This is a genomic window from Halopenitus salinus (genome assembly GCF_042662125.1).
GTDB lineage: Archaea > Halobacteriota > Halobacteria > Halobacteriales > Haloferacaceae > Halopenitus > Halopenitus salinus.
The window spans coordinates 1-25,996 of sequence record NZ_JBHSXL010000013.1 but is presented as its reverse complement, the minus strand read 5'-3'; the positions used below and the strand labels follow the sequence as shown (position 1 = coordinate 25,996).

General features: G+C 59.0%; 25 protein-coding genes and 4 pseudogenes. 19 read left to right on the top strand and 10 right to left on the bottom strand.

Annotated features, from left to right (window positions below; translation table 11 throughout):
• Positions 1 to 56 precede the first annotated feature (56 nt).
• From ACFQE9_RS14505 to ACFQE9_RS14455, 11 genes are all read left to right on the top strand, one after another.
• The gene (locus ACFQE9_RS14505) at positions 57 to 1,178 is read left to right on the top strand and encodes an ATP-NAD kinase family protein (RefSeq protein WP_379746266.1); all 1,122 of its coding nucleotides are present in this window, start codon (positions 57 to 59) and stop codon (positions 1,176 to 1,178) included.
• A 195-nt stretch (positions 1,179 to 1,373) separates the two neighbouring features.
• Positions 1,374 to 2,402: a PhoU domain-containing protein gene (locus ACFQE9_RS14500; RefSeq protein WP_379746263.1), complete on the top strand. Its 1,029-nt coding sequence runs from the start codon at positions 1,374 to 1,376 to the stop codon at positions 2,400 to 2,402.
• 60 nt (positions 2,403 to 2,462) lie between these two features.
• On the top strand, positions 2,463 to 2,693 hold the full coding sequence (locus ACFQE9_RS14495) for a hypothetical protein (RefSeq protein WP_379746260.1): 231 nt from the start codon (positions 2,463 to 2,465) through the stop codon (positions 2,691 to 2,693).
• Positions 2,694 to 2,760: 67 nt separating this feature from the next.
• Complete coding sequence (locus ACFQE9_RS14490; protein ID WP_379746257.1) at positions 2,761 to 3,672, top strand: 1,4-dihydroxy-2-naphthoyl-CoA synthase; 912 nt, start codon at positions 2,761 to 2,763, stop codon at positions 3,670 to 3,672.
• Positions 3,673 to 3,769: 97 nt separating this feature from the next.
• The gene (locus ACFQE9_RS14485) at positions 3,770 to 4,168 is read left to right on the top strand and encodes a DUF7347 domain-containing protein (RefSeq protein ID WP_379746254.1); all 399 of its coding nucleotides are present in this window, start codon (positions 3,770 to 3,772) and stop codon (positions 4,166 to 4,168) included.
• Between the two features lie 119 nt (positions 4,169 to 4,287).
• Entirely contained in the window at positions 4,288 to 5,025 is a 738-nt protein-coding gene (locus tag ACFQE9_RS14480; RefSeq protein ID WP_379746251.1) for an AzlC family ABC transporter permease, read from the top strand.
• Positions 5,018 to 5,329: an AzlD family protein gene (locus ACFQE9_RS14475; protein WP_379746347.1), complete on the top strand. Its 312-nt coding sequence runs from the start codon at positions 5,018 to 5,020 to the stop codon at positions 5,327 to 5,329. The genes ACFQE9_RS14480 and ACFQE9_RS14475 overlap by 8 nt, the downstream gene beginning before the upstream one ends.
• A gap of 180 nt (positions 5,330 to 5,509) precedes the next feature.
• On the top strand, positions 5,510 to 6,448 hold the full coding sequence (locus ACFQE9_RS14470) for a 1,4-dihydroxy-2-naphthoate polyprenyltransferase (RefSeq protein WP_379746248.1): 939 nt from the start codon (positions 5,510 to 5,512) through the stop codon (positions 6,446 to 6,448).
• Positions 6,449 to 6,478: 30 nt separating this feature from the next.
• Positions 6,479 to 7,525: a mandelate racemase/muconate lactonizing enzyme family protein gene (locus ACFQE9_RS14465; protein ID WP_379746245.1), complete on the top strand. Its 1,047-nt coding sequence runs from the start codon at positions 6,479 to 6,481 to the stop codon at positions 7,523 to 7,525.
• A gap of 53 nt (positions 7,526 to 7,578) precedes the next feature.
• Positions 7,579 to 8,664, top strand: coding sequence for a mandelate racemase/muconate lactonizing enzyme family protein (locus ACFQE9_RS14460; RefSeq protein WP_379746242.1), 1,086 nt, complete (start codon positions 7,579 to 7,581; stop codon positions 8,662 to 8,664).
• A 44-nt stretch (positions 8,665 to 8,708) separates the two neighbouring features.
• Positions 8,709 to 8,843: a DUF7128 family protein gene (locus ACFQE9_RS14455; protein ID WP_379746239.1), complete on the top strand. Its 135-nt coding sequence runs from the start codon at positions 8,709 to 8,711 to the stop codon at positions 8,841 to 8,843.
• A gap of 24 nt (positions 8,844 to 8,867) precedes the next feature.
• Here ACFQE9_RS14455 and ACFQE9_RS14450 read toward each other — a convergent pair whose 3' ends face one another.
• The 3 genes and pseudogenes from ACFQE9_RS14450 to ACFQE9_RS14440 form a co-directional block, all read right to left on the bottom strand.
• Positions 8,868 to 9,239, bottom strand: a complete 372-nt coding sequence (locus ACFQE9_RS14450; RefSeq protein ID WP_379746236.1) for a cyclophilin-like fold protein — start codon at positions 9,237 to 9,239, stop codon at positions 8,868 to 8,870.
• Positions 9,240 to 9,656: 417 nt separating this feature from the next.
• Complete coding sequence (locus ACFQE9_RS14445) at positions 9,657 to 10,595, bottom strand: dihydrodipicolinate synthase family protein (RefSeq protein WP_379746233.1); 939 nt, start codon at positions 10,593 to 10,595, stop codon at positions 9,657 to 9,659.
• A gap of 58 nt (positions 10,596 to 10,653) precedes the next feature.
• Positions 10,654 to 11,288: pseudogene (locus ACFQE9_RS14440) on the bottom strand (IS6 family transposase).
• Positions 11,289 to 11,599: 311 nt separating this feature from the next.
• On the opposite strand from ACFQE9_RS14440, the gene ACFQE9_RS14435 reads away from it, so the two are divergent.
• The 3 genes from ACFQE9_RS14435 (at position 11,600) to ACFQE9_RS14425 (ending at position 13,855) form a co-directional block, all read left to right on the top strand.
• Positions 11,600 to 12,409 (top strand): DUF7847 domain-containing protein, encoded by an 810-nt coding sequence (locus tag ACFQE9_RS14435; RefSeq protein ID WP_379746230.1) that lies wholly within the window; start codon positions 11,600 to 11,602, stop codon positions 12,407 to 12,409.
• 91 nt (positions 12,410 to 12,500) lie between these two features.
• Positions 12,501 to 12,953, top strand: coding sequence for an ArsR/SmtB family transcription factor (locus ACFQE9_RS14430; RefSeq protein ID WP_379746227.1), 453 nt, complete (start codon positions 12,501 to 12,503; stop codon positions 12,951 to 12,953).
• Positions 12,954 to 13,015: 62 nt separating this feature from the next.
• Positions 13,016 to 13,855, top strand: a complete 840-nt coding sequence (locus ACFQE9_RS14425; RefSeq protein WP_379746224.1) for a DUF7847 domain-containing protein — start codon at positions 13,016 to 13,018, stop codon at positions 13,853 to 13,855.
• A 21-nt stretch (positions 13,856 to 13,876) separates the two neighbouring features.
• Here ACFQE9_RS14425 and ACFQE9_RS14420 read toward each other — a convergent pair whose 3' ends face one another.
• Positions 13,877 to 14,476: an LURP-one-related family protein gene (locus ACFQE9_RS14420; RefSeq protein ID WP_379746221.1), complete on the bottom strand. Its 600-nt coding sequence runs from the start codon at positions 14,474 to 14,476 to the stop codon at positions 13,877 to 13,879.
• A 150-nt stretch (positions 14,477 to 14,626) separates the two neighbouring features.
• Between ACFQE9_RS14420 and ACFQE9_RS14415 the strand changes: the two genes are divergently transcribed.
• On the top strand, positions 14,627 to 15,469 hold the full coding sequence (locus ACFQE9_RS14415; RefSeq protein ID WP_379746218.1) for an SDR family NAD(P)-dependent oxidoreductase: 843 nt from the start codon (positions 14,627 to 14,629) through the stop codon (positions 15,467 to 15,469).
• Between the two features lie 623 nt (positions 15,470 to 16,092).
• A complete protein-coding gene (locus tag ACFQE9_RS14410; RefSeq protein ID WP_379746215.1) occupies positions 16,093 to 17,754 on the top strand; it encodes a sensor histidine kinase in 1,662 nt (553 codons plus the stop codon).
• 92 nt (positions 17,755 to 17,846) lie between these two features.
• Here ACFQE9_RS14410 and ACFQE9_RS14405 read toward each other — a convergent pair whose 3' ends face one another.
• The 6 genes and pseudogenes from ACFQE9_RS14405 to ACFQE9_RS14380 form a co-directional block, all read right to left on the bottom strand.
• Entirely contained in the window at positions 17,847 to 19,130 is a 1,284-nt protein-coding gene (locus ACFQE9_RS14405) for a DUF6498-containing protein (RefSeq protein WP_379746212.1), read from the bottom strand.
• A gap of 57 nt (positions 19,131 to 19,187) precedes the next feature.
• Positions 19,188 to 19,640: a hypothetical protein gene (locus ACFQE9_RS14400; protein WP_379746209.1), complete on the bottom strand. Its 453-nt coding sequence runs from the start codon at positions 19,638 to 19,640 to the stop codon at positions 19,188 to 19,190.
• A 330-nt stretch (positions 19,641 to 19,970) separates the two neighbouring features.
• Positions 19,971 to 20,807, bottom strand: a complete 837-nt coding sequence (locus tag ACFQE9_RS14395; protein ID WP_379746207.1) for a hypothetical protein — start codon at positions 20,805 to 20,807, stop codon at positions 19,971 to 19,973.
• Positions 20,804 to 21,475, bottom strand: coding sequence for an SdpI family protein (locus ACFQE9_RS14390; protein ID WP_379746204.1), 672 nt, complete (start codon positions 21,473 to 21,475; stop codon positions 20,804 to 20,806). Before ACFQE9_RS14390 ends, ACFQE9_RS14395 begins: the two co-directional genes overlap by 4 nt.
• Positions 21,472 to 22,257 (bottom strand): DUF7847 domain-containing protein, encoded by a 786-nt coding sequence (locus ACFQE9_RS14385; RefSeq protein ID WP_379746201.1) that lies wholly within the window; start codon positions 22,255 to 22,257, stop codon positions 21,472 to 21,474. Before ACFQE9_RS14385 ends, ACFQE9_RS14390 begins: the two co-directional genes overlap by 4 nt.
• A 911-nt stretch (positions 22,258 to 23,168) precedes the next feature.
• Positions 23,169 to 24,060, bottom strand: a pseudogene (locus ACFQE9_RS14380) (mechanosensitive ion channel family protein).
• A gap of 155 nt (positions 24,061 to 24,215) precedes the next feature.
• Here ACFQE9_RS14380 and ACFQE9_RS14375 point away from each other — a divergent pair.
• The 3 genes and pseudogenes from ACFQE9_RS14375 (at position 24,216) to ACFQE9_RS14365 (ending at position 25,621) form a co-directional block, all read left to right on the top strand.
• Positions 24,216 to 24,637: pseudogene (locus ACFQE9_RS14375) on the top strand (DUF8025 family protein).
• A 225-nt stretch (positions 24,638 to 24,862) separates the two neighbouring features.
• A pseudogene (locus ACFQE9_RS14370) lies at positions 24,863 to 25,157 on the top strand (DUF8069 family protein).
• Between the two features lie 170 nt (positions 25,158 to 25,327).
• A complete protein-coding gene (locus ACFQE9_RS14365; RefSeq protein WP_379746198.1) occupies positions 25,328 to 25,621 on the top strand; it encodes a hypothetical protein in 294 nt (97 codons plus the stop codon).
• Positions 25,622 to 25,996 lie beyond the last annotated feature (375 nt).

Here is a 25,996-nt window from a genome sequence, read left to right as displayed (position 1 = left end):
GTTCCGTCAGGTTCCGTCCTCCTCCCTTTTAATGTTCCCGCGGAGCTACGGGAGGTATGCACGTCGGGGTCGTCGTGAATCCGATCGCCGGGATGGGCGGTCGAGTCGGGTTGAAGGGGACGGACGGGAAGCTCGCGGAGGCGCGCGAACGCGGGGCCTCCCCGAGGGCGCCCGATCGCGCGCGACGCGCCTTAGTGCGACTCCACGAGAGGCGTCCGGATCTCCGGATCTCGACCGCCGGCGATCCGATGGGCGAGCGTCTCGTTCGGGAGGCCGGATTCGACCCCGACGTCGTCTATCGACCTGATCCGTCGGCGGCCTCGTCGGCGGACGCTGACGGTGATGACGATGCCGAGGACCCGTACGCGGATCCCGGGACGACCGCGGCGGACACCCGATCGGCCGTTTCCGCCCTTCTGGATGCCGACGTCGACCTCGTCGCGTTCGTCGGCGGCGACGGCACCGCGACCGACGTCGCGGGCGTGCTCGAGGAGACGGACACGCCGATGCTCGGGATCCCGGCCGGCGTCAAGGTCTACTCGTCGGTCTTCGCGGTCTCGCCCGAGGACGCCGCCTCGGTCGTCGTCTCCTTCGAGCGCACCGAACGACGGGAAGTGATGGATATCGACGAGGACGCCTACCGTGAGGGCACGGTTTCCCCCGAGCTTCGCGCCGTCGTCTCCGTCCCCGTGGCCGACGAGCTGCAGTCGGCCAAACAGCTCGGCGGCGGCACGGTCGAGGCCCTCACCGAGGGGTTCGCCGCCGACGTCGATCCCGCGGTGACCTACGTCTTCGGGCCCGGATCGACGGTCGCCGCGATCGAGGACGAACTCGGGATCGACCCCTCCCCGCTCGGCGTCGACGTGTGGCGGGACGGCGAGGTGCTCGCCCGCGACGCCGCGGAGTCGGAGATCCTGGATGCGCTCGGGGAGGAAAACGAGATCGTCGTCTCGCCGATCGGCGGTCAGGGGTTCGTCTTCGGCCGGGGGAACCCGCAGCTGTCGCCCGCGGTGATCCGGCGGTGTTCGGTCACGATCGTGGCCTCCAGGAGCAAGCTCGACGATCTCCGCGTTCTGCGGGTCGACACCGACGATCCGGACCTCGACGCCGAGCTGGCCGGGTGGACGCGTGTCCGCGTCGGCGCGTTCGAGACGCGGATGATGCGGATCGTCGCGTGACCGGACGATTCGGACCATGGGGTGACCTGGACGATGCGGATCATCGCGTGAGAGCGACACGCCCCGCCCTCAAAACGGGAACACACGCTCCTCGAGCGACTTCTTTACGATCGGCGTTCAATACCTTGTATTTCTGGGATCGTGTATAATGTACATAGGGATAGGGTTAAGGTCACTGGAACAATACGGCACGGTATGGAAACGCGGAAGGTCCAGCGGCTCGGTCCCTCGACGCTGGCGATGACGCTGCCGGCCGAGTGGGCGAGCGAACACGACGTCGAAAAGGGCGACGAGGTCTCGCTTCGGATGGGCGGGAAGGGAACGCTCACGGTGCTCCCCGAGTCGGCGAGCACGGAGGAATCGGAGGCGACCATCTTCGCGGACAACCTCGATTCGGGCGCCCTGGAGCGGGCAATCGTCGCCCAGTACGTGCTCGGACGGCGGGTGATCCACGTCGAGAGCGACGGCCCGCTCGGAAGCGACCACATCAACGCGGTCTACCGCGCGGAGACCCAGCTCATGGGTCTCGGCGTCATCGAGGAGACGCCCGAAAGCATCGCGATCCGGTGTTCGGTCGACCCCGAGGACTTCACGCTCGACAACCTCATGCAGCGGCTCGAGAACACGGGTTCGACGATGCGCGGCGAGGCCGTCAAGGCGCTCGCACACGGCAACACCGATCTCGCCCAGCGCGCGTTGAACCGCGAACGGCAGGCGAACAAGATATTCGTGTTGATGTTGCGGCTCATCTTCACCGCCTACCAGAACCCGAACCTGACCCGGGCCGTCGGTCTCGATTCGGGCTTTCCCCTCATCGGCTACCGCTCGGTCGCGAAGAACCTCGAACTCACCGCCGACAACGCGGAGGACATCGCGGAGATCGTCATCGACACCGAGAACCACACCCTCGACATCGACCAGTCCACGATGCGGCGGATCCGCGAGTTCACGGACCAGGTCGACGAGCTCACGGCGATGGCGGTCCGTTCCGTCGCGGAGCGCGATTACGACCTCACCGTGGAGTGTCGCGCCCTCTTTCACGAGATAAGCGACCGCGAGTCGGACATCCTCAACGACCTCCCCGAGCTGGACAACGACGAGGTGTTGCGCGTCAGAGAGGTACTCGTCAGCCTCCAACACACCGCGGAGTACGCGATGCGGAACGCGGAGATCGCGGCCAACCTCGCGCTCAACGAGGAGTCCGAACACGTCGAGATCCGGTAGGATCGATCGACGTGGCGTCCGAACGGCGTCTTTAACGGACTCCAGCTCCGAGTCGCGTCCATGAGCGGCGATACCCGCGATCCGCGCCGGGCGATCGAGGAGTTCCTCGAGGACGCCGACGTCACGCTGGGGGAGTACGACCAGGGCTACGCTGACGCCGACGCGACGCTCTCGGTCCTCGAGGGGCACATCGACGCGCTTCGGGACGTGCTGGAGGAGAACGTGGACGCGAACGGGGACGGAGATGGAGACGCGAACGGGGACGGAGACGTGGATCGGGACGACGGATAGCCTCCGCGCGACGCTCGCGAGCCGCGAACCCGGCGAGTTTTAACATCTCCCCCGACCCAGGTGGGATATGGTCTCGGAGATCTTCGATCCGGACGCCTGGGAGCCGGTGACAGAGGAGTTCGAGGACGTCACCTACCACCGCGCGGTCGACGTTCCGGCGGTCCGGATCGCGATCGACCGGCCCGCGGTCCGAAACGCGTTCCGGCCGGGAACCGTCGACGAGCTCTACGCGGCCCTCGATCACGCCCGCAAGCAGGCGGACGTGGGATGTGTGCTCCTCACCGGAAACGGCCCCTCCCCGAAGGACGGCGGTTGGGCATTCTCGGCCGGCGGCGACCAGTCCGTCCGGGGCGGATCGGGTTACGAGTACCGCGAGGACGACGAGGCCGGCGAGGAGGAGGACGACCTCGTCCGGGAGGCACGGGCCGGCCGACTCCACGTTCTCGAGGTCCAGCGGCTGATCCGCTTCATGCCCAAACCCGTGGTCGCCGTCGTTCCGGGATGGGCCGTCGGCGGCGGCCACTCGCTGCACGTCGTCTGTGACCTCACCCTCGCGAGCGAGGAGGAGGCGAAGTTCCTCCAGACCGACCCCGACGTCGCCTCCTTCGACGGCGGGTTCGGGTCGGCGTATCTCGCCAAACAGATCGGCCAAAAGCGCGCCAGGGAGGTGTTCTTCCGCGGGAAGACCTACTCGGCGACGGAGGCCGCGGACATGGGGATGGTCAACGAGGTCGTCCCCCACGAGGACCTCGAGACGGTCGCGCTGGAGTGGGCCGACGAGATGACGAAAAAGAGTCCGACCGCGATGCGGATGTTGAAGTACGCGTTCAACCTCTCCGACGACGGGATGGTCGGCCAACAGCTGTTCGCCGGCGAGGCGACCCGGCTCGCCTACATGACCGAGGAGGCGGAGGAGGGACGCGACGCGTTCCTCGAGGGTCGAGAACCCGAGTTCCGCGAGTATCCCTGGCACTATTAACGGGATCGAGATACGTCGGTCCGGATCGTCGGCCGAATCCCGCTTTGGTCCTCGAGTGATTCGGGGGCAACGGAGGCCGATCGCCCGGAAGCCACGAATGACCGAGCATGATTTATTATTCATCGTCGAGAACGGTTCTACCATGGCTATCCCCGAATGGCTCTGGCCCGATAGTGACTTTAGGGGCCGCGAGATTCAGCGCTCGAGTGAGCCCCTCAAAACGTCCGAGATCGAGGATGCGACCACCGTGTTCGAAGTTCTCTCGAATACGACCCGGTTGGAGATCCTCGTCTCCCTACACGACCGATCGAGCCCGATCACCTACACGGAGCTTCGAGACTCGATCTCGATCGACGATAAGGGGAAACTCAACTACCACCTCCGTCAGCTTGACCGGTTCGTTCACAACCAGGGTGGGTCGTATACGCTATCCGAGCGCGGTGAGGAGTTGTTCGGGAGCGTGCTCTCCGAAGGTCGAATTCACCGATACGAATAGGTCGTCGCTCGAGGAGAAATCGAGTTCTCCGAGCTTTTAGGCGATTTCACCTCGTACCCGAGTCGTGACCGTGGTGTCGACGACTGACAACCGGCTGCGTTGGTCGGAGGATGGAAGGAATGAGCTCTGAGACGACAGACGGATCGGATCGGACGGAGACACGAAGCGAGCCGACCATGCGATTTTCCGCTGGAGGCCTGCGGGACGGTTTCATCGAGTGTATCCCGATCGCGCTCGGCGTTTCCGGGTACGGGATCGTTTTCGGGGTCCTCGCCCGACAGGCCGGCTTAACCGTCGCGGAAGCGGCCCTCATGAGCGCGACCGTTCTCGCGGGGGCTGCCCAACTGATCGCGATTACGCTTTGGGAAACTCCGATCCCCGTGATCGCCGTCGTCGGGACGACGCTCGTCGTCAATCTCCGATACGTGCTGATGGGGGCTGCGCTGCGACCGTGGTTCCGTCAGCTCTCCCCGTCGAAGGCGTACGGGAGCGTCTTCTTTACCGCGGACGAAAACTGGGCGCTCACCATGGGAAAGCTCAAATCCGGGAGCCGACAGGGTGCGTATCTCCTCGGAAGCGGGCTCGCGATCTGGTCGTTCTGGATCGCCGCGACAGTCGTCGGTTCGATCGCCGGCGGTGTGATCGGTGACCCCTCACGGTACGGGCTCGATTTCGTCCTCACGGCCGTCTTCATCGCCATTGCGGTCGGCATCTGGGAGGGTAAATCGAATCTGCTACCCTGGATAACCGCCTTCGGCGTCGCCGTCGTCAGTGCACAGCATCTACCCGGACGGTGGTACATCCTTCTCGGGGGAGTCGCGGGCAGCCTCGTGGAGGTGATCCGGTTTGATCGGTAGACTCCAGCTGGAACCGTTCGTCGTGGCCGTCATCCTCGCGATGAGCGTTACGACCTACGCGACGAAAGCGGGAGGACTGTGGCTTCTCGGACGTCTCACCGTCTCGGATCGAGTTGAATCCGGACTCGAGATGCTTCCCGGTGCGATCATCGTCTCCATCCTCGGTCCCGAGCTGACGAGCGCCGGCCCCGCGGAGTGGAGCGCAGCCGTGGTGGTCCTCCTCGTGATGTGGCGCAGCGAGAACGTCCTTCTCGCCCTCATCTCCGGTGTTTCTGCGGTCCTGCTCTTCAGAGGCGTCCTCTGAGGAATACGCCGTGGGCCGTCAATCCTGGCGCCCGTCCCATGCATAAAGCCACGGGGTCTCCCCACTCTCGTTCGCGAGCGCTCGGGTGCCTTCGAGGCCGGTGTTCGCCGATCGACGATCGAGTGACACCGAGCGGGGCGGATGGCAACCTTCAGGGACGACCCTCCCGAACCACCGGCAATGAGAACCACGGAGGTCTCGCGAGCCAGGGCCTGGATCCTCGCGGCCCGCCCCCAGACCCTCCCTGCGGCGGCCGCCCCGGTGATCGTCGGCGTCGGGATCGCCTCCCACGACGGCGTGTTCGCGCCGCTTCCGGCGTTCGCCGCCCTCCTCGGCGCCGCGTTGATCCAGATCGGGACCAACTTCGCGAACGACTACTACGACGCCGCTCGCGGCGCGGACACTCCCGACCGCGAGGGGTTCACCCGGGTCACCGCTTCGGGCATCATCGAGCCGCCGGCGGTCAAACGTGCGATGTGGGCGGTCTTCGGACTCGCGGTCCTCGTCGGGATCTACCTCGTCGGAGTCGGCGGGGTCCCGATCCTCGTCGTCGGGATCGCGTCGATCGCGGCCGGGATCGCCTACACCGGCGGGCCCTATCCCCTCGGGTACCACGGGCTCGGCGACGTCTTCGTGTTCGTCTTCTTCGGCCTCGTGGCGGTGACCGGGACCTACTACGTGCAGGCGGCGGCGCTTCTCGCCCCCGCGTTTCCGGTCTCGATCCCCTCCGGAACGGTCACGCTGCAGGCCGTGATCGCGAGCCTGCCCGTCGCCGCGCTCTCGACGAACGTCCTCGTCGTCAACAACGTCCGCGACCGCGAGGAGGACGCGACGACCGGAAAGCGCACCCTCGCCGTCCGGTTCGGGTATGGGTTCTCCCGGATACAGTTCGCCGCGTTGACCGCGCTCGCCTACCTCGTTCCGGTCTGGTTCGCGTTCGGCGCCGACGGATACGGCCTCACGGCGCTCGCGCCGCTCGCGACCGTCCCCCTCGCCGTCCCGCTCGTTCGAACGATCGCGACCGAGACCGGCGGCGAGGCCCTCAACCCGGCCCTCGAACGCACCGGAAAGCTGTTGGCGGCTCACGCCGTCCTGTTCGCGATCGGGCTGGCGATCTGAGGCTCGCCTCCCGCCCACCCATCACCACCAATGCGCACGACCCCGTTCACCGTCGAACTCGACAGCCCGCTCGGGACCGCTCGCACGGAGGTCCTCGAGCGCCGCGGCTGGACCATCGGCGTCGCTCCCGAGAAGGACGACGTCTCGGCGCGCGGCGTCGGCGAGGCCACGCCGCTTCCCGGATGGACCGAATCGTACGAGGCCTGTCGGAGCGCGCTCTTCGCGTTCGCGGACGGGAATCGTGATCCGACCCTCGAGACGCCGGCGGCCCGCCACGGCGTCACGTTGGCTCGCGCGGACGCGGCCGCCCGCTTCGAGGGAACGTCGCTCGCGGCTCTCCTCGCCGAACGTGCCGGGCTTTCCGAGCCCGCCGGATACGTTCCGGTCAACGCCACGATCGGCGACGGCGACCCGGAGGCGGCCGCACGCGAGGCGCGACTCGCCGTCGAGGACGGCTCCCGTGCGCTCAAGGTGAAGGTCGGAGCCGGCGCGCTCGAACGTGACCTCGAGCGCGTGCGTGCGGTCCAACGCGAGGTCGGACCGGCGATCGAACTCCGAGCCGACGCCAACGGCGGGTGGGACCGTGCGACCGCGCGTCGAGCCCTACACGAATTCGCGAGGATGGGCGTCAGCTACGTCGAACAGCCGCTTCCGGCGGCCGATCTGCGCGGTCATCGGGCGCTCCACGAGGAGTGTCGCATCGACCTCGCGCTCGACGAGTCGATCGCCGAGGTGGGAATCGACCGCGTCCTCGAGTCGGGTGCGGCGGACGTGGTCGTCTGCAAGCCGATGGTACTCGGCGGCGTCGAGCGGACGGTCGAGACGGCGCGTGCGGCCCGCGAGGCGGACGTCGAGCCGGTCGTGACGACCACCATCGACGCCGCGATCGCGCGCACGGCCGCGGTCCACGCCGCCGCCGCGATCCCCGACGTTCTTCCCTGTGGCCTGGCGACCGGGTCGCTTCTGCGCGAGGACCTCTCCCCGGACCCGGCGCCCGTCGAGGACGGACGCATCGAGGTCCCGGACGGGCCGGGGATCGCGGGAGCGGCCTTCGACGAGGTCGTATTCGGGGAGTGACTGCGTCGGCACATCCCACACCTTTATCTCGAACCGGGAGGACCCCGAAGTGAATGTCCACGGAAGCCACGATCGAATCGGTCGAGACGGGACTCTACGGCGTGCCCAACGAGGAGGCGCTCGAGGACGCGACACAGACGTTCGACGAGCTGGAGCTCGTGACCGCGACGCTCGAGACGAACGAGGGCGACCGCGGAGTCGGATTCACCTACACGATCGGCGAGGGGGGCTCGACGGTCGAGCGGTTCCTGACGGACGTCCTCGCGCCCATCGTGGAGGGATCGCCGGTCGCGCCGCGGGCGGTCTACCACGACCTTCGCGGCGAGACCACCTTCGTGGGCCGCGAGGGGATCTCCGAGATCGCCATCGCCGCGGTCGACACGGCGCTTTGGGACCTGAAAGGCAAGCGGACCGGCCGACCGCTATACGACCTGCTCGGCGGAACGCGCGAGCACGTCCCGGCCTACGAGACCAACGGCGGATGGATCCAGTTCGACGAGGACCGTCTCCGCGAGAACGCCCGGCGAGTCGATCGCGAGGGGTTTGCGGGCATGAAGATGAAGATCGGCCGCGGCCACGCGGAGGACGCGGCCCGGATCCGCGCCGTCCACGACGAGCTGCCCGACGACGCCAGCCTCTTCGTCGACGCGAACTGCTCGTTCACCGTCGCCGAGGCTCGCCGGTTCGTCAACGCCCTCGATCGGCCGATCGCGTGGCTCGAGGAGCCGCTCGAGAAGGGCGATTTCGACGCCTACGCGGAGCTTCGCGACCGCGTCGACGTCCCCATCGCGCTCGGCGAGAACGTCTACAACACGACCCAGTTCAAGCAGGTGCTCGCGTCGGGCGGCGCGGACTTCCTCCAGCCGGACGTCGCCCGCGTCGGCGGGATCACGCCGTGGGTGACGGTCGCCGAGACCGCCGACCTCTGGAACACGCCCGTCTCGCCGCACTACGTCGAGCCGATCCACGTCCACCTCGCGGCCGCCTTCGGAAACGTCCCGTTCATCGAACATCACTCCACCGTGCTCAACGAGGTCGTCGAGACGCCGCTCGAACTGGTCGACGGGGGCTTTAGGCCATCTGAGACCCCCGGACACGGCGTCGTCTTCGACGGGCTGGAGCGGTACGCGAAGCGGTGACCGATCGGGACAACCTACAAGTCTCCTCGAGACGATCGTGAGGTATGGTCACTACGACCGAACGGGACGGATCGACCTGGTTCGCGTGTGAGGTCTGCGGCATGCTTTTCGACGATCGCGAGGACGCGCGTCGCCACGAGGAGTCCTGTGACGGCGAGGATCCGTCCTACCTGCAGTGACTCGCGAGACCGATCCGACCGATCTTACTCCGCCGACAGCCGCATTCGTGCCCCGCCGTCGACGTCGTCGAGCGCGCTCGGAGCCGCCACTCGGGCGAAGACGTTCACCGGCGAGGCCGCCCGCGGTCGCTCGTCCGTGCTCGCCGGCGTCGGACCCCAGAAGAGACAGATCGCCTGCCCCTGGGGCCAGTAGGCGAGCGTTCCCTCCTCGACCGTCTCGCGGGCGTCCTCGATCTGGGCCTCGACGTCGCTCGAGAAGTACAGCTCGTCGCCCCACCGCGAGGCTCTCCCCTCGAGGGGAAGCGCGTCGGCGATCGCCGAACGCGTCTTCGGGTTCTCGTTCGTCCAGCTGGCCGCGAACTCCCGTCCGTCGACGACGACGGTCAACTCGCTCATGGGGCTCCCTGTGTGTTCGAGTGACATACGAGTTTCGGCGGCGGGTCCCGGCACACGATCTTTTCGAGAATCAGAATATTCAGAGGATATGTCTGGATACGAAACTATCGTCGACGTGTTCGATCTCCTCGATCTCCTCGACCTCCGAGTGTGCCCCTGCCGGTTCCCGAGTCTGACCCACCGCGTTCTCCTCAGGTTGGATCCATTATCGGTTATTACATTGAGTGACGGTTATCCGGTCGATATATCGCGGTTCACTGGTTGACTTGGACACGACGAAGACCGGTCGCGGCCGAACGCCGAACTCACGAATCGTCTCGGCGAACGGATTGTCCGTTTAGTATGGTTGATGATATATCTAATATATTAGTATTATTTAAATATGATAAAGTTCCGCGGGGAGGGTCGTCCCGCGGCTCACTCGATCAGGCGTTCGACGCCGTCGTCGAGCTGCTCGTAGAGTTCCTCCGCGGCCCGCTCCTGTTCGGGAGCCAGCGGTCGGATCGGGGGACGGACCTCGCCGCCGTGGAGGCCGGCCAGATCGAGTCCCTTCTTCACCGCAGGGACGCTCACGGCGCCGGGAATCGTGTTCTCCGAGCCGGTCCGATCGCGGAAGCGCTGGTAGGGCAGACAGACGTTTCGGAGCTTTCGTGCGCGCTCCCAGTTCTCCTCGGAGAGGGCCTCGAAGAGTTCCAGCCCGATCTCCGGTCGGAAGTTGCTGACCCCCGCCGAAAATCCCTCGACGCCCTCCGCCCAGTAGGACACCGCGTACGGCTCCGCGAGCCCGTCGACCCACACCACGTCGTCGTCGCCCGCTTCGATCCCCTCCGCGAGGGTCACGGGCTGTTTCAACGCGTACTTGATCCCGACGACGCCGTCGATACGGGTCAAGTCGGCGAGGAAGTCCACGGAGGGATCGAACCGCCGAACGTAGGGGACGAGCGGCGCCTCGCTCATCTCATCCAGCCTGCGGTAGTACTCGATGAGTCCTCGCTCGTGGACGTAGGTGTGATCGGGGGGCATCACCATCATCGCGTCAACGCCGGCCCGATCGTACCCCTCGATCAGCTCGCGGGCGTCCTCGAGGCTCCCTCCGACCCCGCCCAGTACGCACGCGTCCGACGGCACCGCGTCGAGACTCCGCTCGACGACGCCGATCCGTTCGTCCTGTGAGAGCGAGTGGTACTCGCTGATGTTGGCGGCCGAAAGAAACGTACGAATGCCGGCGTCGTAGTGGGCCTGCGCGTTCTCGTCGATCTTCCAGTAGTCGATCGCGCCCTCCTCGTCGAACGGGGTGAGGAGGCCGACGGCGACCCCGCGAAGCCGCCGTCTCACCCTCTCAGCTGCTGTGGTCATCGTCGAATGAGTTCGATTCTACAATATTAAACCTACGGTGGGTGCAGGGGGGTAGTGTTTAGTTTGGAGCATTATGCCAGCGAGCGAAACTCTGCACTACGTTTCGGCGGTTTCAGGTTTAACGTGGCTGAAGCAGTTCGAAAACGACGATGTTCGTCGTTTTAGTTCTCGAAAAATCCGTTCGACAGCGTTCCGATTTCCGTGGCGACGCATCTGAAATCGGAGCCCAGCTCGTTGTAGTGCTGTTTGGAGGTGTTGAGCGCCATCGACGAGAGAGACGGCAGTTTCGACATCGTGTTTTTGCTGAAGTTCGCGGAGGAACATCTCGGTGAGAGCGGTCGTAGTCGTCGAGAACAAGCGGATGTGAAGCAGTTTGTTCGTCTGTGGATCAGCAGCGGCGTACAGCCAGAACTGCTGATCGTTGATCCGAATCACTGTTTCGTCGAGCGCGATCTGATTCGGAGACCGCCCAGAGTCTGGCTGTAACTCGGCTTTCTGCATCCAATCGTGGATCGCTTTCCGCGACCGTTGGACACCCAGAGCATCGAGCAAATCGACGGTATTCGGCAGTGAAAGCCTCGCAACGTGTACTTGAATACCCAGCGCCATCGCTGGCTCGGATGTCCGCTCGCGCTCCACAAAATCCAAATCAATCCACTCTCTACTACCGCTGAGGCGGGCGATTTCTGTCATGAACCAGCAAGAAATTCTCCCGCCTCACCTTGCACGCTTAACTAAACACCACCTCCAGTCCCCGATGAAGATATTTCGACGCTTGGAGGCATGTGGGGCGTGATCTTCTGCTTGAACAATTCATGATGCTAACGTATTATCACGAGTAGTCAGTATCTCCAAGCAGGATATTTCAAAATCTCGATATCTCAAATCGGAACTGTGCTTTGCGTCGTATTCACGAAACAGATGACAGAAGGTCTCAAAATGGTTAAATCTGGTTTTGATACTACGTTCGACCTAATATGTGATAGCGGTAATCCGTAGATACGATGGTCACAGTCTCCGCATTTAAAGATGGATTCACCGCCCTCCGAGCGAATCCGATCCTGCTCGTCGCTGGCCTCCTCGTCGGGGCGGGCAGCCAGCTGCAATACGTCGATCGCCTCATTGAATCACCATTTCTCTCGGCAGGCATGTCGCTCGCCTGGTTGATCGTCTTCCCCTTCGTTATCGGCGGGTTCATCGGCACTGCCCGAGCTGCGATCGATGGAGCAGACGCATCGTTTACTCACTTTTTCACTGCAGCCCGGACTCATTACCTCCGACTGCTCCTTGCAAGTGTATTATTTGTGCTACTCGTGTTTGGAACGGCTATCGGACTCGGATTCATCGGGTTCGTCCTCGGTATCGGGTCGATGGCACTCGCTGCAATTAACGAGATGGCTGCGTTCGTCGCAGGCGTCATTTCTCTGCTTATTTGGCTGATGTCGATTCTCGTTGTTATGATGTTCGTGCAATTTTACGACACCGCGATAGTCATTGAGAACAAGAGCGTCACTGATGCATTCCGGAGAAGTGTTTGGATCGTCCGTTCGAACCTGAAAAGCGTCGCTGGATTCTCGCTGGCGTGGGTCGTCCTCATGAACGTCTTCTTCATTCCCGAATACCTAATCCAAATGACAATATCGGACGCTGGCCCTGCTGAGGTATTACCGATCGATCTCGGGATTCCGATCGCTTTCTTGCTTCCGCTCGGAATCGCCCTTTCCGCGATCGGCTTCGCATACTTCTATACCGTGTATACGGCCTACTATATGCGATTAATCGCTGTCTCACCAGCTGTCCCGGAAACAACATAAACACCTGCCAACAAATACGAACGACAGTTTCGAACGATCCCCGACCAAATCAGACCCCCGCGCCTACCACCCAAAGAACCAACCCGAACGTATGGCACGACTCCTCCCCACACAAACTGACGCCACTGTCGAACGTAGCGATACCCCAGCCGTCCTGAGTCTCGACGACAACGCGACACGAGACGTGATCGAAGCATTGTCTTCCGAAACCGCCTACGAGATATTTCGGCTGCTCAATGAGAAGCCGGCGACGCCGTCGCGGATCGCTGAACAACTTGATCAGAGCATACAGAACGTTACGTATCACTTGGAAAAGCTCGAATCAGCTGGCGTGATCGCAGTCACCGACACCTGCTATTCGGAGAAGGGCCGTGAGATGAACGTCTTCGTCGTTTCGGAGGATCCGACGCTGCTTTTTCTCGGTACTGAGGACGACCGGCCGAGTCTCAAACGCGCGTTCAAATCCTTTGCCTCGTTGCTTGGTCCCCCGTCGATTCTGCTCGCCGCCGGCGAATCAATCTCCCAGTTCGTTACTGCGGAATGAGTGAACATAACGACGCAACGGTCCGAAGGACTTCTTCGGCCGCCGACACAACCACAGGTGACGTGGCACCGACGATCAAGGTTAGAGACGACGTCGATGGCTGTGGGTGTCTCGAATGCCGCAACATCGAGACGATCACCACCAATCGAACCGTCCTCGATGCGCTCGTGTGGTCGGTTCGCCTGTTTCGATCCTATCCGTCGATCCTCGGTTTCGCTGTCGTGATTATCCTCGCTAACCGCCTTCTCGAGACGGACGGCATCAACCTCCTCCCGATGCCTGCAATCGGCGTGTTCGAGGTATTAACGTCGTTTGCGTTCATCGTCTTGATTCGCGCTTACGTGGGAACGATCGTCGCTGGGGAACTGACCGGCGACCCCGTCACGATACGCGATGGGCTCCGTCGAAGCCTCTCTCGAACACCGGCGTTAGTCGGCGTCATACTTTTCGTCGTGTTTTCCGCGATGACGATCCCGTTCCTCGTGTTTCTTCCACTCCTGGTTCTGGCCGGTATGTTTCCAGGGAACCCCGTAGAGATCGTAGGATTCCCCGTCGCTGCAGCGATCGGTGGAATCACCTTCGCCGTGCCGTTTCTGTTCCTCTTGTTCAAGTTCTGGTTTGCACCTGAAGCATGCGTTATCGGTCAGTACGGCCCGCTCAAATCACTCCGAGTGAGCTGGCGCATCACGACGAACTACCGAGGAAAGTTCGTACTTATCGGACTGATCGCTATCGGAAGTGCAGTTAGCCTCTATCTGCCAACATATTTCCCCGAGATGGGCACGAGTTTGGCTTCGTTGAACCCGGTTTTGAGCATGATCTCATCGAGTATCAGTGAACTACTTTCTATCGTGTGGGCAAGCGCCTATGCCCACATCTACGTTGAGGGGGTTGTGTCGTGAACCGAGGTTTGTGCCGAGGATTCAATTCCCCTGAATCGCATCGATGACGATCGCTGCGATCACGACCGGCTCTGTTGGGATCGAGCTCGTATCGGTCAGCGTAATCTCGTACTGATCGAAGTCAAATAACGCGAATTCACCCTTGATTGAGCCGACTCGATTGCCTTCTGAATCGGCGATCTCGTACTTATGAGCGATTCCTTGGCCGGCTGGCAGGATTTTTCGTGCGAGGGTGAAGAGTGCGCCACGTGAGCTGATCTCGGCAAGAAGCGATCCATCATCAGCGTCGCGGAGTCGCCACGTGTCTTGCAACAACGAAAGGTCATTGTCGAAGATAACGAGTTCTTCGTCAGTATGGCTGTCCGTGAGAAGGTAATCGCCAGCGATATCCCACGTATCGACCGCTTTCACACGACAGATCTCAGTCCCATCGGCATCGACGAATGGAAACTCGTCTTTTCCCTCGTACATCTGGTACGTGGTGCGAAAAAGCGTGTCACCTGTAACATTCCTCGCTTCATACTCGGGGCGGAAGTTTCCATCACGCCCAGTCTGTTCGACGGTATATTGGCTTCCGGAGAGATCAATCGCAGAGAGTTCATACTGTTGTGGAGATGTCATAATCTGACGTGTTGAACCCTGGCAAAAGTAACTACCGCTTGTGAGGGTACGACCACCTGCTCCGATCGCACAGGCTACCGAAATTCACACGGAGCTGCCGTTTGAATCCTGTAACCATACGTGACAGCCAGTGAGGACACACCGCGCATCGTGGTGCTGACCGGCGGAACGAGCGGCATTGGTCGCATCGCTGCATCGGACCTCGCTGCACAGGGGGCTACCGTTGCGGTTATCGGTCGAGATCGGACGCGCGGTGAGACGCTCGTCGCTGACGCGACCGCGCTCGACGGCGATATTCGATTTCACCAAGCTGACCTCGCAACGCAGGCAACTGTTCGTTCGCTTGGTGCGGAACTCCGTGACACGTATGACCGGATCGACGCACTCGTCCACAACGCTGGACTCTCATCTCGCAATCGAACGGAAACCGAAGACGGTCTCGAACTCACGTTTGCGGTTAATCAGCTCGCCCCGTATCTTCTGACATACGAACTACTCGATCGGCTTCGAATCTCGGCACCCTCTAGAGTTGTCGTCACCGCCTCAGACATCCATCGCCGCGCCACACTCGATTTCGACGATCTACAATTCACGAACGACTATGATTCCCTCCAAGCGTACGCTCGGTCGAAGTTGGCCACAATTGCGTTCACACTCGAACTTGCAGATCGACTTGACAACACCGAGATCACAGCGAACTGCTTTCACCCTGGCTTTGTTCCATCCACGAACTTGTTCCGTGATTCCCCCATCTGGACACGTATTATGATACGTGCCGCAGCCATTATCCCTGGTATTGGTACCACTCCGCAGGAAGGCGCTCGGCGACTCTGCAAACTCGTCACGGCTCCGGAGTTCGGAGAGCAAACTGGTACCTACGTCACTGGGAACGGACCCACGTCCCCTTCCAAAGCAGCAGCCGACCCGGAGAATCGAGAGCGACTTTGGAGGACCAGCGCCGATCTCGTCGGCATTGAGTCTGACTGGCCGTGACCGGTAGTTCTAATTTGAGATGATCGCCTGAGTCTCTCAATTTGCTCCATACAGACAACCACTTAGTAATGGACTGTGGAGTATCATGTTATGAATCGACGGTCAGTACTTGCTTCGTTTGCTGTCGCTCTTCCTCTTTCGGGATGCTTGTGCAACCGGACTGAGAGTGGAAATATTCAGGTTGCAAATCAGACTGACCAAGCGGTATGGAAGAAAATTACCATTCAGGGAAAAAGCGGGTTCTTCTCGGAATCAAGGACCGTGTACGATACAAGAACGAAGACACCGCCGACAGAGAGCTATCGCTCAACGCTCACTGATGTCGCTCCTCCAGGAACGTATGAGGTACAAGTTGAATTCGAAGCGATAGAAACAGATCAAGAAAGTGGGAGCCATACGACTCAGTGGTCCCCTACTGGTGAAAAGAGCGAATCTCTAATTATCAGTTTAACACCCGACTTTAGCGTTGAATTCCTTACTCAATAAGCACCCTTCCGCGACCAGCTGTTTTAGCTGAGTTCATGTCTGAAGAAGAGAATTCAACAGAGCCAGTAGAACTACTCTCTGAATTTAGCACTCTTCCAAACAGTTATTTGACAGCCTGATAACTGGCTTACAACTGAATGATGGAGCCTCTTCTAATCGCTCACATCATAATTTTCGCGCTGTCTGCGCTTGCCTGCGTGGCGACAATTCCACAGGCACGAGCGATCCAGCACCAAGGGACACGAGAGGGACTCGTAGTCTTCCTCGGATCAGTTGCTCTGTGGGCTGGCGGGTACCTCGGCTACCTCATCTCACCATCGCGTCAGGGAAAGCTCGCATTCTATATTTTCGGGTTCGTCTTTGCGTTCGTCGCTGTCGGGGCGTGGCTCTACTTTTGTGCTGCCTATACCGGCCGCCCACCGCGACACGCACCGTTCCGAAATCTCATCCTCGGGATCTTCCTCTTTTTTACTGCTCTCAAAATCACGAATCCACTCCACGATCTCTATTTCACAACCGAATGGACCACTAACCCGTTTCCGCACCTCGTTATTCACCACGAACTGCTCTACTGGATCGTTCTAGGACTGTCATATGCCGCGATCGCTGTGGGATTCTTCATGCTCATGGAGCGATTTTATCATACTGGCAGTGACAGTCGCCCGATCGTGGTTCTTGTTGGGCTTTCAGGCCTCCCTGCTGTCGCAACGATCATCGGCGGTCACGTCGACTGGCTCCTCCCGTTAATGTATGAGCCACCCGGTGTCGCGCTCTTTGCTGTTGGAACGCTATTCTTCTACAGACAACGGTTTGAAGCGATCCGACTCACCGGTGAGTCGGACAAACCGGCGATTTTCCTCGATCAGGAGACCTATGTCCGAGATTACAACCATGCAGCTCGCAAACTATTCCCCTCTCTTGAGGGATCGGTTGGTGAACCGCTTGATGCTGTGAATACCGCACTTGCAACTCATCTCACCAAACAAGAAGTGATGGAAATCCCTCAGGGCGGCGAGACGCGATACTATGACGTGTCAAGCACACCATTCATGGCTGGCGAGGTAACGACTGGCCAATTAGTAACAGTTACCGACGTGACTGAGCGAGAATCGTACCGGAAGCAGCTCGAAGAACGAACCGAACAGCTAGAAGCCCTAAATCGCGTAGTCCGGCACGATATCCGGAACGATATGGCTGTGATTCTCGGATGGGCTGAGATCCTTGAAGATCATATCGATGAAGATGGACAAGAACCCCTCAACCGTGTCTTACAGAAATCTCGACATGTGATTCAATTCACAGAGGTAGCGAGAGATTTCGTTGAATCGCTTTCAGAAGATGGGACTGTTGAATTAGAAGAGGTTGAGCTACGGTCGATTCTTAATGCGGAACTCGCCGCTGTCGGAGATTCATTCCCAAACGCCCGGTTTCAGGTGTCAGGTGACGTTCCCGACGTATTGGTACTGGCAAACGAGATGCTTTCTTCGATCTTCCGAAACATCCTCGAAAATGCCGTCCGACACAACGACAAAGAGACTCCCGAAATCACAGTTACCTGTGAAGAGCATCCAGAAACCGTTCGCGTCCGGATAGAAGATAATGGGCCGGGTATCCCTGACAACCAGAAAGAACAAATCTTCGGAAAGGGACAAAAGGGGTTAGACAGTCCAGGATCTGGTATTGGCCTGTATCTCGTCCAGGTCTTAACCGACCAATTCGATGGCAACGTATGGGTTGAAGATAATTATCCCAACGGCGCGATCTTCACTGTCGAATTACCTATTCATTCAGTAGAGTAGTCGGATGAGATCATCCGCATGAATGCTGAAGTACGCAGCCCGATTCGGGACAGCAAAGAATGGATCTCTTCTGTATCAGTTTAGGTTCCCCGTCATTTACTTGTTCTCGTGGTTAGACCCGTTGGCTGTCGATCGAACATGTCAATGATCGGTGCAGGGTCATACACGTGTGGGACCCGAAGTTCTCGATCAGCACTCTCAATGACGATCGTTGACGTGCCGATCCACTCGTGGAGTCGATCTCGTTCAACCCGCAAGCCGCGTTCGTCCCACGGTTCGATCCGCCACAATCGCGTCCGGAACAGGCTATCGTACGCGACGATCGCCTCGTCGGACACACGGAACACGACACCACCGTACCGTAACCCATAGTCGACCATGAGAAGCCCTATTGGAACGACGAGACTGACGCCGACGAGGCTGAGAACGATGTCCCAAACGCGGCCCATAGCAAAGAGGAGCGAAATCAGAAGGATGAATCCACCGACGAACAACACACCAGGATGCCGTCTGACGTTTGCGGGAGTTAGGCCGCCGAACAGCCTGCCGAAAACGGACGGCCGAATTCGCTCGTTCACCGTATTCACCGATTCGATCGGTTCGTGAGTTGGTGGTTCGTATGCCCATCCGAGTTCAAAGGAAGACGACTCATCGAAAGCGGCGAGTCGGTCACGGTACAGACCGCCGAGGTCGAAACTGAACTTCACGAGAACGATTCCGACCAAGATCGGCGGGCCCACGATCGTCGGATCGACTGCCGTGATCGGATCATCACCAGATACCGAGTCCGCGGCGAGCCCGACGAACGTCGCCGTGAGCAGCCCGCCGACCCCGATCACCGCACCACGCATGAAGATCCCCTGAATCGCCGTCTGAGCGCTGTGATCGCGGTAATCTCCCTGATAAAAGTATTCGACGAGCGTCGAAGCTCCTTGACTGAGAAAGATGCCGAACGAAGAAAGCACTACCAGCTCAAGCGCGCTCTGTTCGGGTATTTTAGCGCCAATCACACCGATGGTGGTGACTCCGACGAAGAACCAAACGAGAGAGAGGACAGGGACAGCAACGACGAGGACAGGGAGCGTCGACAGCTGAATCCCGAGACCAGTGAACGGGACCGGGATCGCCGTTCGCTTGCGTGCCAGCGCACCACCAATTAGGGGATTTGAATCGAATTCGGACGGTCGTCCTGCAAACACCGCTTTCAACAGCGCCCAAAACGAGATGATCCCGAGTTCGAGCCAGTAGAGGAAGACAAGAGCTGCGAGATTCCAGTCAAACGCGACCACACCAACGAGTGGAAGTACGTTCGCAATGACAACGGCACTCGTCTCAGATGGTGGGCTGTGGTCCTGTAGGGTGTTACGGGAGATCATTGATCGAGTATGCTGTGACTGTTTCTACGGATCTAGAAGTGAGATGCGATGTTTCACTTACTCTTGCATCATAATCATAATTTCCTTATCATCAAACTCGACGATGAGATTCGATCCCGCGTTCAGATCATACTCGTCTATACTGAATGGAAACGATGTCTCAGAGCCTGCCTCGGTCGTGACTGACAGTTCGTACTGGCCGGTCTCGGTGATCTCTGTCTCAATTGATTGTTGATCCTCTATCTCTATTTCGAATTCCTCTTCGGCGGTTGTCTTGGTATCCGACGTGAGCGTGAGTTTGCCTCTCCGTTTCGAGGTTATATAATTGGTGAGAACGATCTCAATGTCTTCGACATCCTCGATCTCCCTGTCTGGGGAAGACCCTTCGCCCTCAGTGTTTTCTATGTCGGCTTCCGTTTTATTGGTTTTTGCTGGCTCATGGTCCTGTGCGGACTCCGCAGTCTCGTTTTCAGTTTCGGCGGGCTCCGTTTCACGAACACACCCGGACACGAGAAAGAACGCACAATCGCGAGGTTAGTGAGGAGCGCACGTCGGTTCATACCTTCCCATATGACGAAATCAGTAAAATCTCTGGGGTGAGTTCAACAGTTCTTGTATCTGGCAGTTGTCGTCTTGATCGCTACCGCTAGCTTCCTCTATCGCCTGATTGGTGAATTCCCTGTACCGAACGATTGGAGGTACAAAACTATCAACCACTGAGGATTTCAACATATTGATGAATGAATATACCAAGTACAAGTCCTTGGAGACTTTTCGAAAAGAAGGTAGATCGAGTCCTTGGGATGGTCGAAGGTACTACGACACGTTGTATCTAAGTCTTCATGCGGTGTACGCGTACCGGAGCAGTAGTGCCCCAAAGAGTCCGAACATCGCTCCAGCATACAGTGCAATTACCTGTCCATCCCCTGGCGGAAGGGCCAACCAGAGAAGTGGGCCAATCGCGACCATTCCTAGTCCGAAGATACCGACAATGAACCGTTCTGTCCGGTCGATCGTCGTGTGTTCCTCTCTCGAGGACTCCCGAACACTCTCGATCAGACCCGCAACCACATTGACGTAGTCAGATGGGAGTATGATGATACGAGGCGCAGACGGTGTCCCCCGGCGATACGAGAGCCGGCATACCGCGAACGTGTCTACCGAAAGAGTCCGGAACGTCCGTACTTCTTGAAGGTGTATCTCGGTATCGTCGACGACGAGGGTTTCCATCGTCACAGCTGCGTGCCCACTCGTCGGAAATGCGGCTGTGAGGACGAGCGGAACGCAACTGGCGATGAACACCGCGTATGGTGCGAAAGAATGCACCTGCACGCTCCCGAGGAGAGCGAGTGCACCGAGGAGACTTCCGACGAGCAGTCCACGACGTGAGAATCGTTCAAAGAACGGGGTCGCCACGTTTGTCTCGAGCAGGGCCGGGAGATAGCGCCGGGAGAGTAGCGCAAGTACCGCAACGACGACGATCCCGATGGCGCGTCCGAAATCACCGGCCCAGAGTGCCGCTCCGATGAGCCATATCAGCAGTCCGCAGACCAGCACGATAGCGCCACCGAAGACACTCGGAAAGACGTACGCGAGCGCGAGCAGGAGGGCGGAATCGTCGACGTCGAGTTTCCAGTCGATCGTTTCGCCATCTACGCTTTGAGCGGATGGAGTCACGGTGAGTTCGTAGGGTCTCGCTCTGAGTCGCGTTCGAGTTGCTCGTAGAGATAGTACGAGTACACGATCGTGATTCCGGCGGTGAGGAGGGCAGGTACCACGAGGAAATAGATCGCGTACTCACCGAACAAGAGTCCAACAAGGGCAACGAGTGCGGTGAGTTTGAACAGACGACCGCCCAGACGATGGGTTCGGTTCCAGACCTCGTCGCTCGAGAGTGTCCAGGGTGTCCGAATGCCGACGAACCAGTTGCGTTTCGCGTGCGTGAGGAGCACTCCAACGTAATAGAACAAGCCCGCGACAGCTGCCAGGACGAGCAGTGTGAAGTCGAATTCGTAGCCGAGGTTGAACGCGATGATTCCACCGTGGATGACCGTCATGAACGCGGTGAACACGACGACGAACCAGTCATATACGGAACGGAACGAGGCGATGTTCGCTCGAAGCGGATCGACACGTGGAATGAGTGCGAAAACGATGAGCAGACCGGCGGTCATCGCAGGGATCAACACGAGTGCAGCAGGCTTCGACATCGTACCATCGGGCTGGCCCGCTGCGTTCCAGTGTGTCGCCATTCGTGTCGGCAATTCCGGCGCCGCAAGTACACTCAAAGCTGCAGAGACGCCGACGAATATCGCAGCGATGAGGAACCGGTGGTGAGACTTCATTCGATCGACCGGTAGAACGCGACGGAATACGTCGCGTAGAAGCCGCCGAGGACCGCGATCGAGACGACGTAGACGATCGCTGCGACGACCAGCACGGCGGTCGAGGGATCCGGCAGCGGGAGTCCCGTCGTCTGTGGCGTGAAGAGCAGCGAGGCGACGCCGCTCACCCCGCCGAGAACGACGCTCCCAACGAGGAGGATCGCGGTATAGCCGAGCACGCTCACGAGGTTATGGCGAACGAGGCTCACGCTCCGTTTGAACCCCTCGACGAGATCGGTCTCCGATAGAACGATCGCATGCGCGTAAAACTGGATGAAGAACGACACGAGGAGGTACGCGAGCGCGAACAGGAGCCCGATCACGACGAGCACACCGAGCACCGCAAGGTTCGGCTCCCCACCGCCCGCGAACAACCCGATCCCGCCGAAGATGACGCCGACCATCGCGACGAATCCGATCACGAGATTCACCGCGAAGACGGCGAGATACGCGACGAGGAGACTCACGTAGTTCGCTTTGCCCGAGGAGACGAATCGATCGAAACTCGTCCGACCGGTCAGCGCCTCGTCGGCCAACCCGAGGATCCCGCCCTGGAAGAACGGAGCCACCAAGATCATGGCCCCCGAGATCCCGAGCGAAACGATCGACGCCACCAACGGTCGCGAGGACTGGAGGGCGAACTGCGGCAACTGTACCACGCCGAACAACCCGATCAATACGGCGAGAATCGGATTTCGAACGAGTGCATTAACGGCTGGGCGGAGGGACTTCAGGGCGGCCATATGGGGATGCTTCTCCCCGATCTGTATAAATCCTGATCATGACTCGCGGAGATCCGTTCCGCTGTGAGCTCTTTGGTGGTGGAGCAGGAAAACAGGCCCACTTGAGCGTGAGGATCAAACGTTCCTACGGTCCCCGTTTGCGGCCAGGCGTCCCTAGCTCTACGCTCGCTTTTTCATATCCTTTGCCGCGAAGACTCTGTTGGAATTTTATTTTTCGAACATGTAATGAGCAGAAACAGCTGGTCAGTGAAAGGTGCGAATGTATCGATTACCCGTTGTTGGAAGGAGAGAGGGTCGTCTCACTTCGCAACAAGTGAATTCCCCAACGCATGAGAGAACCGAGGAGGAACGCAAACGTGCCGAATACTATCGCTTCAACTCCGAGGAACACCAGACCATCTGGGCGAACAAAATATACGAATTGCTCGGTGAAGCCCGACAACTGGGACACAGCATGGTCTGCGTGATACCCCAGCAACGACGTGTATGTGACTACCCAAGCGGACAGAAGCCCACTTTGAGAGTAGCCTACCCAGCATCCCGCAATCATCCCGACGATCACCGCATACATTGGAATCCAGACAAGTCCTCCCGAGACGGAGAAGATCCCTAGCGAATACGCCACAAAGGAGGTCACAAAGACTCCGAGAGCAAGGCCTAGTACTCTATACCGGTGGCGGCTAGTTTGTTGAGTGCCCAGAAGGCTGGAACGGAGAGACGGGGACATACACCGGTCTAATCTTCTAGTCGGAAAAAATGCTGGCGGAGAAGTACTCCCTCTACCTGACTTTTTGTGAGTCTTGAATACTAAATCGAGCTATAGGAGAATCATCTGTACTGATCGACCCGTTAGTGCTCTGTACTAACCGGAATCATTAGAATATCTCAATTGCCGGATGATTCAACAAAGCTTACTCGCCATCCGTGGCTGGCGACTCGACTGTACGCTCCTCCACAGCAATTTCACCAGAAAGTAGCTGTGCGGAGGGGGGAGCAAGCGTGAGGCCCACCTCATCGAACTGACGCTTCACCAGACGTCGAAAATCAGATCGCAGTGTCAAAATATCGCTGTTCGAAGGTTCATCGATCCACAGCTCCGCTTGTACCGTGATTGCGTTTTCTCCGAGGTCAACGATCCGGGCCTTCGGTTCCGGCTCATCAAGAACCGACTCGTGATTCACAGCAATCTGTTGGAGTTCCAACAAGGCCTGTTCGGTGTCTTCGTAGTAGGCGACGTTAGACCTCCTCCGTAATTCTGTATATATCTCGTCCGTATGGACGGGTTAGCGCGTTCGTTGTGAGTTCAGTATTCGGAACAGTAACGGTTTCATTGTCCGGTGTTCGGATCCGTGTGACACGAAAATCGACCGCCTCAACCGTCCCTTGTCCCCCTGACCATTCGATCCAGTCACCAACGTTGAAGTCGGGATCGACGACGAGAAACATCCCGCTGATAAGCGACCCAAACACTTGCTGACCGGCGATTCCGAAGACGAATGTGATGGCCGCGATGATGATTGCCGTGTCAGCAAGTACGTGGCCATACCCTGCAGCGATCATGCCAGTGAGGGTTGCAATCCCGATCAGAGCCACCCGTAAGTACGTCTCCGTTGCGGACTGGATGGTCGGGTTGTTTCGATTACGGGAGCGAACGACTCGGACCGCAAGTGGGATGAGAAATATCTGCCCTACGAGATAGACGATTCCTAGTCCCACCACAAACCAAAATAAATCTAAGAGTACCTGATTGTACGCAAATAGTGTCTCAGTCAACCATTCCGTCGGCGGAACCTGACCGACCATGCATTGAGTTGCATTCACATAGATAATAATCCCTCTTGTTGGCTGTTCGCTCTATGGATACGGCATTCTCGGAAGTTGGTCTCGACGTGCTTCACATTGAGAGAGTAGCTATTTTTTGGCTGAAAGAGACGAGCCCGACATAGGCTCGTGATCTGGTGACTAAACAATCAGACGACGATCCATTCGACGATTGCGAGTTGGAACCCGAGGATGTCCTCGGAACACGCACGTTCAAAGACGTCCTGTTCACCGACGTGACGGCAAGGCCGGTGAACGTGTTGACTGGGGAAACGCCGATCCACTCACAAACGACTGTCGAAGAAGCGAAATGTTCGCAGCAAGTATCGATACGGAAACTCCACAGATTGTCCTTTCCGCCTCCGTTGGGACACAGATCGAGACACAGAGCAAGCCCTACACCGCGGCGGTGTTCTTTCACTTCAAGGCGACCGGCTCGCTCGAGCGCCATCGCGTCTACCACGCCGCCTACGAATCAGACGCGTTCGTCGTCGACTTTGACGCCGACTACGAGTCGGGCGACTTGACCATCACCGTCGATCAGACGGAGACTCCCTGAGAGGATACAAATCCACACTTCGACAGACGAAACAGCGGAGATCGACGTTCGCAGGAATCCGCCGACCCATTGGACGTCGACGACCGGCCGGCGCCTCGGCATCCGGTTTCACAGTTAACCAACAACGAGACAGTTCACTCCGTAGTGTTGGTTAAGACTAACGAGCGCGGAGTTTCTGTGCACCTGAATGGTTGAGGCGCTCTACGGTGCACTCGTGTGATAATGATGAACGGTACAGACACATTTGGTGATGTATCACCCGACTACGAACGGTTCGAAGCGGAACGCTTCGCTCAGGATCACGGTGCTGAAGACGTGGTGATAGCGGACGTCGAGGACAGGGAAGCCCACCTTCTCGTCAACACCCTCGTCGACGACGCCGGTTCCTAACGAACGGGTTCTCGTCCACGAGCCAAGCGACGTGGCATTCAACTCGATCGTCCAGCTCGCAGTGTTCCACCGTGGTTGGACTGCACCCCTCGACGTCGATGCGAAGACGGGAGAAGATGTCGACCTATGAGTCCGCCTTCGCGCCACCATTTCTGGTGAGGACATGGAAGAGAGATTCACCGTGATCGACGATGCGTCACCCATTCAACCCACGTTGAATTCCTCCGTGTCGGAACAGCGTCGGTGACGTGTGGGCAACGATCCGTCATCGACCACAGCCGACGGATTGCGACGCTGTTAGTGCTAACGATCGCCAAACATGATGCCGAAGTCGATCAACCCAACGAGGGTAGAGAATCTGGCGCGAGTCTTGGTGGACTGGCGATCCAGTTTTATCGAATGCACGAGAAATTTGACTCTATGGTCTCCCGCGAAAACAAGGTCGGAATCGGATTTATCGCACTGGCGATAGTGCTGTTGTTTGGGCTTGATAGCGTAACTGAGCCGCCACCATGGCTTTCTGTTGCTGTGATACTGGGTGTCGGTGTGGTTGTACCGATATTAATTAATGAGTATATCGATAGTGGGGAGTAAGACAGTGTGGGAGTGGCAGTTCTATTAAAAATTCAGTAGCGGATGAGTTTTGACATGACTGCGGTCTGTTCAGAGGACTCACGAATCACTCAGTACAGGAGACTCACGCACCAGTACGCCAGTTGATCTACCCGAGTCTTATCAGAAATAGAGTACAAGATACAGAGGGTGAATGAATCAATGGGAACCACTTCTAGATCTTCGATACGCCACTAACAAATGGTACTACCTCGAACTTGCGACTGTACGACCGACAATGGAGGCGATATCTGGAGATGCAGTCGTTGAGATTGTAACGACGGTCTTTGTTCTCTCGACGATGTTCTCGATGGGGCTGAAACTCTCGGTCACACAACTGTTCGGTGCTCTCCGTGA

Excerpts from the sequence above, each read along its gene's own strand:
- ACFQE9_RS14505 (WP_379746266.1), top strand. The coding sequence starts at position 57 with ATGCACGTCGGGGTCGTCGTGAATCCGATCGCCGGGATGGGCGGTCGA.
- ACFQE9_RS14500 (WP_379746263.1), top strand. The coding sequence starts at position 1,374 with ATGGAAACGCGGAAGGTCCAGCGGCTCGGTCCCTCGACGCTGGCGATG.
- ACFQE9_RS14495 (WP_379746260.1), top strand. The coding sequence starts at position 2,463 with ATGAGCGGCGATACCCGCGATCCGCGCCGGGCGATCGAGGAGTTCCTC.
- ACFQE9_RS14490 (WP_379746257.1), top strand. The coding sequence starts at position 2,761 with ATGGTCTCGGAGATCTTCGATCCGGACGCCTGGGAGCCGGTGACAGAG.
- ACFQE9_RS14485 (WP_379746254.1), top strand. The coding sequence starts at position 3,770 with ATGACCGAGCATGATTTATTATTCATCGTCGAGAACGGTTCTACCATG.
- ACFQE9_RS14480 (WP_379746251.1), top strand. The coding sequence starts at position 4,288 with ATGAGCTCTGAGACGACAGACGGATCGGATCGGACGGAGACACGAAGC.
- ACFQE9_RS14470 (WP_379746248.1), top strand. The coding sequence starts at position 5,510 with ATGAGAACCACGGAGGTCTCGCGAGCCAGGGCCTGGATCCTCGCGGCC.
- ACFQE9_RS14465 (WP_379746245.1), top strand. The coding sequence starts at position 6,479 with ATGCGCACGACCCCGTTCACCGTCGAACTCGACAGCCCGCTCGGGACC.
- ACFQE9_RS14460 (WP_379746242.1), top strand. The coding sequence starts at position 7,579 with ATGTCCACGGAAGCCACGATCGAATCGGTCGAGACGGGACTCTACGGC.
- ACFQE9_RS14455 (WP_379746239.1), top strand. The coding sequence starts at position 8,709 with ATGGTCACTACGACCGAACGGGACGGATCGACCTGGTTCGCGTGTGAG.
- ACFQE9_RS14450 (WP_379746236.1), bottom strand. The coding sequence starts at position 9,239 with ATGAGCGAGTTGACCGTCGTCGTCGACGGACGGGAGTTCGCGGCCAGC.
- ACFQE9_RS14445 (WP_379746233.1), bottom strand. The coding sequence starts at position 10,595 with ATGACCACAGCAGCTGAGAGGGTGAGACGGCGGCTTCGCGGGGTCGCC.
- ACFQE9_RS14435 (WP_379746230.1), top strand. The coding sequence starts at position 11,600 with ATGGTCACAGTCTCCGCATTTAAAGATGGATTCACCGCCCTCCGAGCG.
- ACFQE9_RS14430 (WP_379746227.1), top strand. The coding sequence starts at position 12,501 with ATGGCACGACTCCTCCCCACACAAACTGACGCCACTGTCGAACGTAGC.
- ACFQE9_RS14420 (WP_379746221.1), bottom strand. The coding sequence starts at position 14,476 with ATGACATCTCCACAACAGTATGAACTCTCTGCGATTGATCTCTCCGGA.
- ACFQE9_RS14410 (WP_379746215.1), top strand. The coding sequence starts at position 16,093 with ATGATGGAGCCTCTTCTAATCGCTCACATCATAATTTTCGCGCTGTCT.
- ACFQE9_RS14405 (WP_379746212.1), bottom strand. The coding sequence starts at position 19,130 with ATGATCTCCCGTAACACCCTACAGGACCACAGCCCACCATCTGAGACG.
- ACFQE9_RS14390 (WP_379746204.1), bottom strand. The coding sequence starts at position 21,475 with ATGAAGTCTCACCACCGGTTCCTCATCGCTGCGATATTCGTCGGCGTC.
- ACFQE9_RS14385 (WP_379746201.1), bottom strand. The coding sequence starts at position 22,257 with ATGGCCGCCCTGAAGTCCCTCCGCCCAGCCGTTAATGCACTCGTTCGA.